Source organism: Streptomyces sp. 5K101 (genome assembly GCF_046506645.1).
In the GTDB taxonomy this organism is placed as follows: Bacteria; Actinomycetota; Actinomycetes; order Streptomycetales; family Streptomycetaceae; genus Streptomyces.
On the sequence record NZ_JBKFFO010000002.1, the window covers coordinates 233,485 to 246,604 of the forward strand.

The following is a 13,120-nucleotide window of genomic DNA, read 5'->3' on the forward strand; positions in this document are numbered from 1 at the left end:
TCAGGTCTCTCCTTCGAGGACGGCGACCAGGTTCTGCTGCAGGCACGGGCCGGACGTGGCGTGGGCGAGGGCCCGGTCGGACACGCCGCGGTGGATGCGGGCGGCTGCCTCGCCGAGCCTGATCAGCCCCGCGGCCATCACCGGGTTGGCGGCGAGCGCTCCGCCGGACGGGTTGACCCTCACGCTGTCGTCGAGGTCGAGACTTCGCCGCAGGACGATCTCCTGCGAACTGAAGGGGGCATGCAGTTCCGCGGTGTCGACGGGCCGCTCGAACGCTCCGGCGTGCCGGGCCGCGAGGCGCGTGGAGGGCGAGTCCGTGAGGTCGCGTACGCCGAGCGCGTGGGCCTCGACGCGGTGGTCGATGCCGCGTATCCAGGCGGGCCGGGGGCACAGCCGGCGGGCCGTGTCGTCGGCGGCGAGGATCACCGCGGCCGCGCCGTCGCCGACCGGCGGGCAGTCTGCGGCCCTGAGCGGCCGGACGAGGTGCCCGCCTGCGGGAAGGTCTCCCTTGAGCTGAGCGTGAGGGTTGGCGGCGGCGTCGGCCCGGCTGCGGGTCGCGACGGCGGCGAAGGCGGACTCGTCGGCGATGCCCGCGTCGACGACCGCCTGCGCCTGGAGGGCGGCGAGGGCGACGGAGTCGGGCCACAGCGGGGCGAGGTAGTACGGGTCGAGCTGCCGGCTCAGCACGGCGCGTACGTCGCCGGGCGAGCACTTGCCGTACGCGTAGACGAGAGCGGTGTCGGCCTCGCCGGTCAGGAGCTTCACCCACGCCTCGTACAGGGCCCAGGCGCCGTCGGTCTCGACGTGGGACTCGCTGATCGGCGGCCAGGCGCCGACTCCGTCGAGGGCCATGGTGAAGGAGAAGGCGCGTCCGGCGAGGTAGTCGCTGGACCCTGAGCAGGTGAAGCCGATGTCACCTGTCGTCAGGCCGGTGCGGCTGAGGACGTCGTGGAGGACGGGCATCAGCATCTCGACCTCGGAGACGTCGTCCGTACGGCGCCGGTGGTCGGTCTGCGCGAAGGCGACGATGGCCACGTCCCTGGCGTACCGCGTCCGCGTCACAGCAGCTCCTTGTACGTGTCGTAGTCGGCGTCCGGTTCGCCCGTCGGCCGGTAGTGGTCGGGGTGCCGCGCGCCGTCCCGCCACACCGGTTCGACGCGCAGGCCCATGCGCACCTGGTCGTACGGGATGCCTCCGATGCGCCCGTGCAGCGCGAGGTCGGCGCCGTCGAGGGCGATGTGCGCGTAGACGTAGGGCACGTCGATGTCGAGATTCTTGGCTTTGATGTTGACGACGCAGAAGGTGGTCACGGTGCCGCGGGGGCCGACCTCGACCTGTTCGGAGGTCGCCACTCCGCAGGTCGGGCAGGCGCCGCGGGGCGGGACGTACACCTTGCGGCAGCGCGGGCAGCGTTCGCCGACGATCCTGCGCTCGGTGAGCGCGGTGAGGTGGGCGCTCTGCGCGCGGCCCGGGGCGTAGGTGTAGTCGAGCCGGGCGGGCGCGACGATGCCCGTGACTGGGCCGGGGAAGACGCCGCTGTGCGGGCGGGCGGATACGGGAGCCTGCAGTTCCTCTTCGTGCGGCTGCGGCTCGAAGCAGGCGATGTCCGTGATGGCGCCGGTCCGCTGCTGGGCCCAGCGGATGCCCACGCGCATGCCGGTGCGTACGGCGTCGGGGCCGGGGGCGTCCAGGGCGTGGAGCAGGGCGGTGTCGGCGCCGTCGAGGCGGACGAGCACCCAGGCGAAGGGGGTGGCGAGGGGCTGACCGCGCCGGGGGTCCGGGTTCCAGGCCCAGGTGGTGACGGTGCCGGTGGCTCGGACCTCGACGAGGTCGCGCAGCTCGTCGGCGGTGACGGGGTCGTATTCGACGGGCGGGACGAGGACCTTGCCGTCGCTGGTCCGCACGCCGAGGACGGTCGTCTCGCGCAGGCCGGTGAGGAAGGCGCTCTGGACGGGGCCGAGGGAGCGGGTGAAGGGGAACTCGACGACGAGGGGCGCGGTGAGTGCGGGGGTGGCGGTCATGGGGGGGCTCCTTGCTGCGGGGCAGGTCTGGGCGGGGCCGTTTCCCCACCCCGCCCCTTCCCGAACCGGGGGCTCCGCCCCCGCGCGACCCCGTACCGCGCTTCGCGCGGTGGCCTCAAGCGCCGGCCGGGCTGACAAAGTCAGCCCCGCCGGCGTTTGAGGCGCGGGGGCGCGGGGGCGGAGTCCCCGGACACCGCCCGAAGGGCGGTACGGGTCCGGGGCTTGCCCCGGTTCGGGAAGGGGCGGGGTGGGGAAGGTCACGTCCGGCGGTACACCGGGGCGCGCTTCTCCGCGAACGCCCGCGCCCCCTCCCTCGCGTCCGCCGTGTCGAAGACTGGCCAGCCCCGCTTCAGTTCAACGGCCAGCCCCTCCGCCTCGGACATCTGGGCCGTCTCGTAGACGGACGCCTTGACGGCCTCCACGGCCAGCGGGCCGCAGGCGTTGATCTGGTCGGCGATGGCGAGCGCGGTCTCCAGTGCGGTGCCGTCCGGTACGACCCGGCCGACGAGCCCGATCCGCAGGGCATCGTCGGCGCTGTAGGGGCGGCCGGTGAGCAGCATCTCCAGGGCGTGGGTGTGCGGGATCTGGCGCGGCAGCCGTACGGTCGAGCCGCCGATCGGGAACAGTCCCCGGCGGACCTCGAAGAGTCCGAAGGTCGCCCCTTCGCCCGCGACGCGGATGTCGGTGCCCTGAAGCATCTCGGTGCCGCCGGCCACGCAGTGGCCCTCCACGGCGGCGATCACCGGTTTGCGTGGGCGGTGGTGGCGGAGCATCGCCTTCCAGTGCAGATCGGGATCGGCTTTCATCCGCTCCCGGTGCCGCTGTCCTTCCATCCCCTGCCCGGCCAGTGCCTTGAGGTCCATGCCGGCGCAGAAGCTGCCGCCCGCGCCGGTCAGCACGACGGAGCGCACCGTGTCGTCCTCGTCCGCCCGCAGCCAGCCGTCGTACAGGCCGACGAGCATCCCCATCGACAGGGCGTTCCTCGCCTCGGGCCTGTTGAGAGTGAGCACCAGTGTGGCGCCTTCGCGCCGCACGGTGAGGTGTTCGGTACCGCCGTCTCGTCCCATGCGCGGACCTCCCGTCCGGTGACCTGGAACAGGTTGCAGCAGCCCGAGTGCCAGTTCAAGCGTTTTCTGACAACCAGTCAGATTTATTGTGCGGCGGGCCTTCCCCCTGGTGCCGCACGGCGCTCTAATGACGGCCGGGCCGAGTTCGCCGGGGACAGGAGGAGCGGTGGAGTACAACCTTGCCGATCTGTTCGAGTCGGTCGTCGACGTGGTTCCGGACCGCGAGGCGCTGGTGTACGTCGATCACCCCGGCACGGGCGCCGAGCGCCGCCTCACCTACGCCGGACTCGACGCGGCGGCCAACCGCGTCGCCCACCACCTGCTCGACGCGGGGCTGGAGCCGGGCGAGCACCTGGGCCTGCACCTGTACAACGGCGTCGAGTACCTGCAGACCGTGCTCGGCTGCCTCAAGGCGCGCATCGTGCCGGTGAACGTCAACTACCGCTACGTGGAGGAGGAGTTGGTCTACCTCTACCGGGACGCGGACCTGGCGGCGCTCGTCTTCGACGCCGAGTTCACCGAACGGGTCGCCGGGGCCCTGCCGCGGACGGAGCGGCTCCGCCATCTGCTGCGGGTCGGCACACCGCCCGAGGGCGCGCCTCGGCTCGACGCGGTGGCCTTCGCCGACGCCGAGGCGGCCGGGTCGTCCGGGCGGGGGTTCGCGCCGCGCTCGGGGGACGACCAGTTCATCATCTACACGGGCGGGACGACCGGCATGCCCAAGGGCGTGATGTGGCGCCAGGAGGACCTGTTCTTCTCCGGCCTCGGCGGCGGCGCGCCGACCGGGGAGCCGGTGTCCTCGCCGGGGGAACTGGCCGAGCGGGTCGCCGCGGGCGGCGACGGCATCACCTTCTTCCCCACTCCCCCGCTGATGCACGGCACGTCGACGCTCACCGCGTTCATCGGGTTCGACTTCGGCCAACGGGTCGTCCTGCACCGCAAGTTCGTGCCGCACGAGGTGCTGCGCACGATCGAGCGGGAGAAGGTCACCAGCGTGTCCCTGGTAGGGGACGCGATGCTGAGGCCGTTGATCGACGCGCTGAGCGGTCCGCTGAAGGGCTGCGACCTGTCGTCGTTGTTCAGCGTCTCCAGCTCGGGCGCGATCATGTCGGAGACGGTGCGCGCCCAGTTCGCCGCGCTCGCCCCGAACGTGCTGCTGCTGAACAACTTCGGCTCGTCCGAGTCCGGGTTCAACGGCACGGCGACCGAGGACTCCGGCCCGGACAGGGGCTTCCGGCTGCGGGTCAACTCACGTACGGCGGTGGTCGACCCGGCGACGTACGAGCCGGTGAAGCCGGGCGAGCCAGGCCGCATCGCCCAGCGCGGCCATGTGCCTCTGGGGTACTACAACGACCCGGTGAAGACGGCGGAGACCTTCTTCCGGCGCGACGGCGAGCGGTGGGTGCTGCTCGGCGACATGGCGACGGTCGACGAGGACGGCATCGTCACGGTCCTCGGGCGCGGCTCGCAGTGCATCAACACGGGCGGCGAGAAGGTGTACCCGGAGGAGGTCGAGCAGGCCCTCAAGTCCCATCCGGACGTGTACGACGCGCTGGTCGCGGGCGTGCCGGACCGGAGGTGGGGCAACCGCGTGGCGGCGGTGGTCCAACCGCGCGCGGGAGCCGCCGCGCCGACCCTGGAGGATCTGCGGGCGCACTGCCGCGGCCGTCTCGCGGGCTACAAGATCCCCAGCCGGCTGGTGATCACCGAGGAGATCCAGCGCTCGCCGAGCGGCAAGGCGGACTACCGCTGGGCGCGGGCTGTGGCGTCGGGTCCGGACCGGGCACAGGACGCGGACCCGGACCCCGACCTCGCGCCCCAGGGCTGAACCGGCGGGGCGGCGACCGTTAGGAATTCGACGCGCAGACCGACGGAAGGGACCGCGCCAGCGCCGTCGTGTGCAGGGAGTCGAGGGCGCGCTCGTGACGCACGTGCGCGGCCGCGGCGACGAGCCGGCCGTCGCACGACGGTGCGTGCCGCGACGGCGCCGAGTCGGCGAGGGCGTGCACGAGGGCGGCGTTGACCCGGTTGATCTCCTCGCGCACCCGGGTCAGGTCCGGGCGCTCGGTCGGCGCCTCGGCCGGGTGGGTGTCCCACTGGTGGAACAGGGCACGCTGGACGAGCTTGTTGGCCTCGATCTGATCGCGGAAGACCCGGACCGTCTCCTGCGGGTCGGCGCCGATGTCGCGGGCCTGTCGCGCCACGGCGTCGAGCACCTGCCGTTCGCGCACCGGGTCGTCGATCGGGGCGCCGGTGCCGTACTTGGCAGCCGCGACGAGGTCGGCGGTCGCGAGCCGCCGCGCGGCGAGATCGGCGACGGTGTGCAGGCCGGTGACCGGAGCGGCGGCGAGGGCCGTGGCGGGGGCTCGCATCGGGGGCGGGGCCGCGATGGCGGCGACGGCAGCCGGGGCCGGCACCGGGCGGGAAGCGGCGACGGCCGCGGCGACCGGCGGCGGCGCGGCGAGCACGAGCACCGTGGCTGCGGCGATGGCGACGCCGCCGGCCCTGGACAGGTGCCTTGCGAAGGAGGTCGTGTGCACGGGTTCCCTTCCCGTCGACGGATCGGCGGGCCGATCGTACGAAGGGTGGCCGCGGGGCGGAACAGGGCGCGCGCCACCGGCCCGTTCAGTCGTCGGTGAGGGTGTCCAGGATCTGCTCCCCGTTGAAGATGCCGAGCCGCTCCCGGTACAGCTCCAGCGGCACCCCGTTGGGGTCGTGGAGATACAGGCTCTCCTCGACTCCCCGGTCGGGCCCGGCGTACTCGACACCGGCCTCGTCGAGCTTCTTCCGCGCGGCCGCGTAGTGCTGCGCGTCCACCGACAGGGCCAGGTGCTGCACACCGCCGATCGTCTCCGTGGCGGCAGGGTGTTCGTGGCCGGGGAAGTCGAAGAACCCCAGCAGGTTGTTGTTGCCGATGTCGAAGAAGAAGTGGGTCGAGCCGCGGTAGTCACGGTTCTCCACGATCTCCACGAGCGGGAAGCCCAGGAACTCCTGGTAGAAGCGGATGGTCTCCTCCACGTCGCGGCAGATGAACGCGACGTGGTGGACCCCGTGTGCGCTGGTCACGGGCCGGTCGTCCGGGGCCCGCAGGTAGCGCTGCCGCAGCTCCTCGCGGCGGGCTCGGACGGCCTCGAGTGCGGCTCCCTCTGGCTGAGGCATCACGGTCTCCTTCACCTCGGGGTGTTTGCGCGATTCAACATCTCTTCGCCATCTTCCCCGGATCCCTACGAATACCGCCCTGTGGCCGGCCGGCACCGCCGCAATGGGTCCGTACGTACCAACCGGTCACGCGCAGGTGCTGAGCGTGACCGGTCGCCGGCCCGTCCGTCGTCCGTCAGATGCCGAAGTCCTCCAGCGCGGCCAGGAACTCCGCGGGCCTGGTCTCGTGCACGAGATGTCCCGCCTCCACCGTGACCAGGCGGGCGCCGGGAATGCGCGCGGCGAGTGCGGCGAGCCGGTCCTGGGGGATGCTGCTGGCCGGCCCGCCGGCGATCACCAAGGTGGGGGCCTTGATCGACTCCAGGCGGTCCCACCAGGCGGGGTCGGGCTCGTTCAGCTCGGCGTCCGTGGCGGGCACGAGCGGCCAGTCGAAGTCCAGCGGCTCGTCGGGCCGGACCGCCGGCGGCCTCGGCGGATCGAGGGGCTGCAGCGGTGGGGTCTCCTCGACCACGAGGCGGCGTACGAGTTCCGGCTGCTCCTCGGCGAGGAGCAGGGCGGCGGCGCCGCCCATCGAGTGCCCCACGAGATCGACCGGGCCGAGGCCGAGGGCCGTGACGAAGGCGGCGAGGTCGTCGCGGAAGGCGGCCAATCCGTAGCTCCCCGGCCACTCGCTCAGACCGTGGCCCCGCAGGTCGACGGCGTACACGCGGCGGGTCGCGGCGAGACGTCCGGCGACCCGCGACCAGTGGCTGCTGTTGCCGCAGCGGCCGTGGACCAGGACGACCGGCGGCGCGTCCTCGTCGCCCCACACGCGGTAGGCCAGCCGGATGCCGCCCGCCTGCGCGCTGTGCACGTCCGGGTCGAGGAAGGCCGCGACGGCACGGGTGAAGGCGCCCGGGTCGTCCAGCCAGGGGAAGTGCGCGGCGCCCGCCTGGACGACACAGCGGCCATGGGGGAAGAGCGCGGCGAGTTCGGCGGCGTGGGCCGGGCGGGGCCCTCCGTCGAGCTCGCCCGCGAGGACGAGCACCGGGGCCTGCACACCGGCGAGCGCGGCCCGGACCGAGGCGGGACCGGCGGCGCCTGCGGCGTAGAAGTGCTCGATGGCCTCGAAGGCGAACTGGCCTTCTCTGGCCGCGGCATGGGCCCTGGCGGCCTCGTCCCACCGCCCGTAGGTGAAGGGCCGGACCGCGTCCCAGATCTCGGGGGACTCATGCCCGCTCCGCAGTTCGTCGAGCGCGGCGATCCCGGCCTCGAACCAGGGTTCGCCCGACCGCAGCAGCGCCGCTTCCCGGCGGTCCTCGGGGGTGGCCGTGATGCCGACGGCACTGGTGTCGGGTGTGACCAGGGTCAGCGACCGTACGCGCCGGGGGTGGCGGGTGGCGTAGTACAGGGCCAGGGCGGCGCCCGCCGAGTGGGCGAGCAGATCGACGCGGCCGAGCCCCAGGTGCTCGCGCAGCGCCTCCACGTCGTCGGCCTGGCGATCGCGGCGGTAGCCGGCGGGATCGGCCGGGACGGCGGAGTCTCCGGTGCCGCGCAGGTGCAGCAGCACCAGCCGGCGGTGTGCGCCGAGCCCGCCGAGATCGCGGAGGTATGCCGCGGCCCGCATCGGCCCGCCGGGCAGGCAGATCAGCGGCTCCCCCTCCCCCGTGGTCTCGTAGGCCAGCTCTGTCCCGTCGTACGTGCGGAAGGTCCCCATGGCGTGATCATCGCCAGGCGCCCGGGCTGCCGCAACGGACTTACGCGCAGAGCGCAGCCGGGCCCGCGCGGAGGGTCGCACGGGTCTGTGCACATGCCTTGACGGACCGCGGCGCATGCTGAATTACTGATCCCGAGCAGCACGACCGAATGATCGGTCGTCCGTTTTGGGACGGGAGTACGGCGAATGACGGACCTGCTGGACGCGGCGGAGCGGCTCGGGCGGGAGGAGCTCGAGGCGCTGCAGCTGGAGCGGCTGAGGGCGACCCTGCGCCACGCGTACGAGAACGTGCCGTTCTACCGGGCGTCCTTCGACAAGGCGGGTCTGCGTCCCGACGACTGCCGTGCGCTCGCGGACCTCGCACGCTTCCCCTTCACCGCCAAGACGGACCTGCGGGACAACTACCCGTTCGGGATGTTCGCCGTCGAGCAGTCGCAGGTACGCCGGATCCATGCCTCCAGCGGGACGACGGGCCGTCCCACCGTCGTCGGGTACACCGAGGGCGACCTGGACAACTGGGCCGACGTGGTGGCCCGTTCCCTCCGCGCCGCCGGCGCCCGACCGGGCCACAAGGTCCATGTGGCGTACGGCTACGGGCTGTTCACCGGCGGCCTCGGCGCGCACTACGGCGCGGAGCGGCTCGGCTGTACGGTCATCCCCGCCTCGGGCGGCATGACGGCGCGGCAGGTGCAGCTGATCCAGGACTTCCGGCCCGAGATCATCATGGTCACGCCGTCGTACATGCTCACGCTCCTCGACGAGTTCGACCGGCAGGGCATAGACCCGCGGACGACCTCGCTGAAGGTCGGCGTCTTCGGCGCCGAGCCGTGGACGGAGGAGATGCGTCGGGAGATCGAGGAGCGCTTCGCCATCGACGCCGTCGACATCTACGGGCTGTCGGAGGTGATGGGCCCGGGGGTGGCGCAGGAGTGTGTGGAGACCAAGGACGGACTGCACATCTGGGAGGACCACTTCTACCCCGAGGTCGTCGACCCCCTCACGGGTGAGGTGCTGCCCGACGGGGAGCGGGGCGAGCTGGTGTTCACCTCGCTCACGAAGGAGGCCATGCCGGTCGTCCGTTACCGCACGCGTGACCTGACGCGGCTGCTGCCGGGCACGGCCCGGGTCTTCCGCCGGATGGAGAAGGTCACCGGGCGCAGCGACGACATGGTGATCCTGCGCGGGGTGAACCTCTTCCCCACGCAGATCGAGGAGATCGTGCTGCGCACGCCGCACGTCGCTCCGCACTTCCAGCTCCGGCTGACCCGCGAGGGACGCCTGGACGCCCTCACCGTCCGCGCCGAGGCGCGCGCCGAGGCGACCACGGAACAGCGCACGGCCGCCGAGCGGTCGATCGCGGCGGCCGTGAAGGACGGCATCGGCGTCTCGGTCACCGTCGAGGTGGTGGACCCCGAGACACTGGAGCGCTCGGTGGGCAAGATCAAGCGGATCGTGGACCTCAGGGAGCCGCAGGGGCACTGAACTCCGCTGCTGTGGCCGCGCAACAGCGAACGGCACGCTGCCGAGGCCTACGGACCTCAGGGACGGCGGGGCCGTTCTCCGACCGTGCGAGCGGAACCAAGGTCTCAGCCTGTTCTTCAACCTCACGTCGCTGCGGAATGCTTGCCGGTGGAGAAAATGCGATGCGTGCTGGCACCACGCTGGTCAGACTCGCTGGCATGACTGAGAAGATCACCCGCATCAACCCCGAGCAGCTGCATGAGACACCCGGCTACCACCACATCACCGTGGTGGAGGCAGGCCGTACCGCCTATCTGGCGGGGCAGTGCCCGCTTGATCGGAATGGTGACCTCGTCGGTTCCGGTTCCCTCGAGACGCAGGTCGACCAGGTTGTCGCGAACGCGCTCGCTGCCCTGGCAGCGGTGAGTGCCCAGCCTGAACACGTGGTGCGGTCAGTGATCTACGTGCGGAGCGATGAGAGGGACATTCTCGGAGCCGCATGGCGTCGGCTCACCGAGTCTGCCCTGGGTCCGGCGTTCACCACCGCCAGCACGCTCTTGGGCGTCGCCCAGCTGGGCTTTCCGGGACAGCTCGTCGAGGTGGATCTCACCGTGGCGCTGCCTGACTGACTTCGAACGGCGTATCGAACTGGGTAGCCACTTCCCTGGCGCCGGCCGTCAGCGTTGTTGTCCGTGCGCCGCGGACACGTCGGTGCAGCGCAGGTCGTCCGCCGTGACGGGCGCGCCGTCCGCGACGTTGCGGTCGTAGGTGACGGTCTTGACCGCGACGGGCTCGGAACCGACGGCGACCTCGAAGACGGCATCGGTCCGCGAGCTCGCCCGCTGGTGTGCCCCGGGCAGTGCCGCGGCCAGAGTGGCCGCGTCCGCTTCCCGGCCGACGGGGTAGGTGATGACGGCGGGGCCTGCCGGCCGGACCTCCGGGGCCGACGCCGAGGTGTCCGTCACGACGAACTTGTTGCGCCGAAGAGCCTCGGCGACGGTGGCGTCGTCGACACGTACGTGGATGCGGGCGGGGTCGGTCTCGGCGCGTGTTTCCGGCACGGGGAGGATGCGCGTGTCGCCAGTGATGGGGCGGTCGGCGCGCAGGGCGTCCCACAGTGCCCGGGAGCGGGCCTCGTGCCACAGGAGCGTGGAGCCGACGCCGGGCACCCGGTGGTCGAAGTGGGCGATCGGCACTGTGGCGAACTCCGTCCGGTCCGCCGACAGCCGCCCCAGGGACCAGCCGATGCGGACCAGGTCGTCCAGGCCGGTCCGCTCGTCGGTGCGTACGGACGTGAGCAGTTGGTGAGCCGTACTCGCGGCGCTGACGGGGCCGGCCAGCGCTCCTCGGGCCGTCAGGTCCGCCAGCATGTCGGCGAGCAGCCGCTGCTGGCGGCGGACCCGGCCGAGGTCCCCTGGTCGGTCGATGTGCCGGGCCCGGGCGTAGCGCAGTGCTCCGTTCCCGTCGATGTGATGGCTTCCCTCGGTGATGTCGAGGCCGGAGTTCTCGTCCTTGAGCGGCTTGTCCGTGCACACGGTCGCGCCGCCCAGGTTGTTGACGGCCTGTTCGAAGCCGGTGAAGCCGGTCTCCAGATAGTGGTCGATGTGCAGCCCGGTGACCTTCTCGACGGTGCGTACGGCGAGGGGACCACGGCCGATCTTGAAGGCGGCGTTGATCTTGCCCCGGCGGGCCGGAGTGGTGGCGCCTTCCGGCGTGGCGTACTCGACGTAACTGTCCCGGGGGATGGAGACGATGCTTGCACGACGTCGGTCCTCGGAGAGGTGCACGAGCATCATCACATCGGTGCAGTCGCAGCCCTCGCCGCCGACGTGGAGGCGCCGCTTCTCGGCAGTGGACAGGCCGGAACGGCTGTCGACCCCGACGATCAGGATGTTCGTGCCGCGGCTGTCGGCGCGGGCTGCCGGTGCGCCCGGGTCGGAGCCGGCATGTCCCGCGAGCCAGGGCCAGGAGACCAGGGAGGACAGCAGGGCAAGCCCCACAGTGAGTCGGCGCATCACGCACCCCCGAGAGAGACGTAGAGGACACGCGGGACGGTAACGGGCACCGGTGGGCGACGTCTGCTGCGCACGATCGGCACGCCGTCCTGCCCGCAGCAGTCACCCATGTTGCCCAGAGCGGCCTCGGATCGCCGGACGGTCCGGTGGGCAAGGTCAAGCGGATCGTGGACGTCAGGGTGCCGCAGGGGCGCCGAACCGGTCGCGGAGCTCGCGCTTGAGGATCTTGCCGCTGGCGTTGCGCGGGAGGCCGTCCACGAAGAGGACCTTCTTGGGCGCCTTGAAATGGGGGAGGTTCTCGCGCGCGTGGGCGATCAGTTCGGCCTCGGTGACCGTTTCGCGCGGCACGACCACCGCCGTGACGGCTTCGATCCAGCGGTCGTCGGGCAGTCCGACGACCGCGGCCTCGGCGACCGCGGGGTGGGTGTAGAGGACGTCCTCCACCTGGCGTGAAGCGACGAGCACTCCCCCGGAGTTGATGACGTCCTTCACCCGGTCGACGACGGTGAAGTAGCCCTCGCTGTCGCGCACGGCGAGGTCCCCGGAGCGGAACCAGCCGTCACGGAAGGCCTCCGCGGTCTCCTGGGGCTTGTCCCAGTACCCCTCGCACAGCTGCGGGGAGCGGTAGACGACCTCGCCCGGCGTGCCGTCCTCGGCCTCCTTGCCGTCCTCGTCGACGACCTTCGCCTCGACGAACAGCACGGGTCGGCCGCAGGAGTCCATCCGGCCCTCGTGCTCGTCGGGGCCGAGGACGGTGGCGAGCGGGCCGATCTCCGACTGCCCGAAGCAGTTGTAGAACGCGAGCCCGGGCAGGCGGTCGCGCAGCCGCTCCAGGACGGGCACGGGCATGATCGACGCTCCGTAGTAGGCCTTGCGCAGGGCGCCGAGGTCGCGGGTGGCGAAGTCCGCGTGGTTGGACAGGCCGATCCAGACGGTCGGCGGGGCGAACAGGCTGTCGGCGCGCCCGGCTTCGACGAGGTCGAAGATCCGCACCGCGTCGGGCGCGTCCAGAATGGTGTTCTCCGCGCCGACCGCCAGGTAGGGCAGCAGGAAGACGTGCATCTGGGCGGAGTGGTAGAGCGGCAGCGTGTGCAGGGGCCGGTCGCCCGGCTGGAGGTCGAGCGCCGTGATGGCGCTGACGTATTCGTGGACGAGCGCCCGGTGGGTCATCATCGCGCCCTTGGGCAGGGCGGTGGTCCCCGAGGTGTAGAGCAGCTGGACGAGGTCCTCGGCCTGCGGCTCCCGGCCGGCGTGCCGGTACGGTCGCGGGTCGGCCAGTTCGGCGAGGAGGGAGCCGTCGGCGTCGCGCAGCGGCCGGACGGGAGGTCCGGTGGGCAGGCGGGGCGCGAGGTCCGGGTCGGCGAGGACGAGGGAGCTGCCCGACTGGCGGACGATGTAGGCGAGGTCGTCCCCGGTGAGGTTCTGGTTGACCGGCACGTGGACGAGACCGGCCCGGGCGCAGGCGAGGAAGGCGATCAGGTAGGCGTCGGAGTTGTGCCCGTAGGTCGCGACCCGGTCGCCCGGGCGCAGCCCGTGGTCTGCCAGGACCGCCGCGGCGGTGGAGACGGCGGCGTCGAGCTCGGCGTAGGTCCAGGTGCGCGCGGCGTAGCGGACGGCTGTGCGGCCGGGGGTGCGGCGGGCGCTGCGCCGTACGAGGGAGTCGACCGTGTTACTGTGTGCCCCTGTCATGACGCGATCCTG

Annotated in this window: 11 protein-coding genes; 3 read left to right on the forward strand and 8 right to left on the reverse strand. The window is 72.1% G+C overall.

What is annotated here, in order from left to right; genetic code table 11:
* From ACLB9X_RS04050 to ACLB9X_RS04060, 3 genes are all read right to left on the reverse strand, one after another.
* Complete coding sequence (locus ACLB9X_RS04050) at window positions 1-1,062, reverse strand: thiolase domain-containing protein (protein WP_410358817.1); 1,062 nt, start codon at window positions 1,060-1,062, stop codon at window positions 1-3.
* On the reverse strand, window positions 1,059-2,021 hold the full coding sequence (locus tag ACLB9X_RS04055; protein ID WP_410358818.1) for a Zn-ribbon domain-containing OB-fold protein: 963 nt from the start codon (window positions 2,019-2,021) through the stop codon (window positions 1,059-1,061). Before ACLB9X_RS04055 ends, ACLB9X_RS04050 begins: the two co-directional genes overlap by 4 nt.
* Window positions 2,022-2,278: 257 nt before the next feature.
* On the reverse strand, window positions 2,279-3,088 hold the full coding sequence (locus ACLB9X_RS04060) for a crotonase/enoyl-CoA hydratase family protein (protein ID WP_410358819.1): 810 nt from the start codon (window positions 3,086-3,088) through the stop codon (window positions 2,279-2,281).
* 166 nt (window positions 3,089-3,254) lie between these two features.
* Between ACLB9X_RS04060 and ACLB9X_RS04065 the strand changes: the two genes are divergently transcribed.
* Entirely contained in the window at window positions 3,255-4,916 is a 1,662-nt protein-coding gene (locus ACLB9X_RS04065) for an acyl-CoA synthetase (protein WP_410358820.1), read from the forward strand.
* Between the two features lie 19 nt (window positions 4,917-4,935).
* Here ACLB9X_RS04065 and ACLB9X_RS04070 read toward each other — a convergent pair whose 3' ends face one another.
* From ACLB9X_RS04070 to ACLB9X_RS04080, 3 genes are all read right to left on the reverse strand, one after another.
* Entirely contained in the window at window positions 4,936-5,628 is a 693-nt protein-coding gene (locus ACLB9X_RS04070) for a chorismate mutase (protein WP_410358821.1), read from the reverse strand.
* Window positions 5,629-5,713: 85 nt separating this feature from the next.
* Window positions 5,714-6,247, reverse strand: coding sequence for a VOC family protein (locus ACLB9X_RS04075; RefSeq protein WP_410358822.1), 534 nt, complete (start codon window positions 6,245-6,247; stop codon window positions 5,714-5,716).
* Window positions 6,248-6,422: 175 nt separating this feature from the next.
* Window positions 6,423-7,943 (reverse strand): alpha/beta fold hydrolase, encoded by a 1,521-nt coding sequence (locus ACLB9X_RS04080; RefSeq protein ID WP_410358823.1) that lies wholly within the window; start codon window positions 7,941-7,943, stop codon window positions 6,423-6,425.
* A gap of 186 nt (window positions 7,944-8,129) precedes the next feature.
* On the opposite strand from ACLB9X_RS04080, the gene paaK reads away from it, so the two are divergent.
* The gene (paaK, locus tag ACLB9X_RS04085; protein ID WP_410358824.1) at window positions 8,130-9,425 is read left to right on the forward strand and encodes a phenylacetate--CoA ligase PaaK; all 1,296 of its coding nucleotides are present in this window, start codon (window positions 8,130-8,132) and stop codon (window positions 9,423-9,425) included.
* Window positions 9,426-9,622: 197 nt separating this feature from the next.
* Entirely contained in the window at window positions 9,623-10,033 is a 411-nt protein-coding gene (locus ACLB9X_RS04090) for a RidA family protein (protein ID WP_266673776.1), read from the forward strand.
* A 48-nt stretch (window positions 10,034-10,081) separates the two neighbouring features.
* Here ACLB9X_RS04090 and ACLB9X_RS04095 read toward each other — a convergent pair whose 3' ends face one another.
* Both ACLB9X_RS04095 and ACLB9X_RS04100 read right to left on the reverse strand, forming a co-directional pair.
* The gene (locus tag ACLB9X_RS04095) at window positions 10,082-11,419 is read right to left on the reverse strand and encodes an LCP family protein (RefSeq protein ID WP_410358825.1); all 1,338 of its coding nucleotides are present in this window, start codon (window positions 11,417-11,419) and stop codon (window positions 10,082-10,084) included.
* A gap of 174 nt (window positions 11,420-11,593) precedes the next feature.
* Entirely contained in the window at window positions 11,594-13,108 is a 1,515-nt protein-coding gene (locus ACLB9X_RS04100; RefSeq protein WP_410358826.1) for an acyl-CoA synthetase, read from the reverse strand.
* Between the last annotated feature and the right edge of the window lie 12 nt (window positions 13,109-13,120).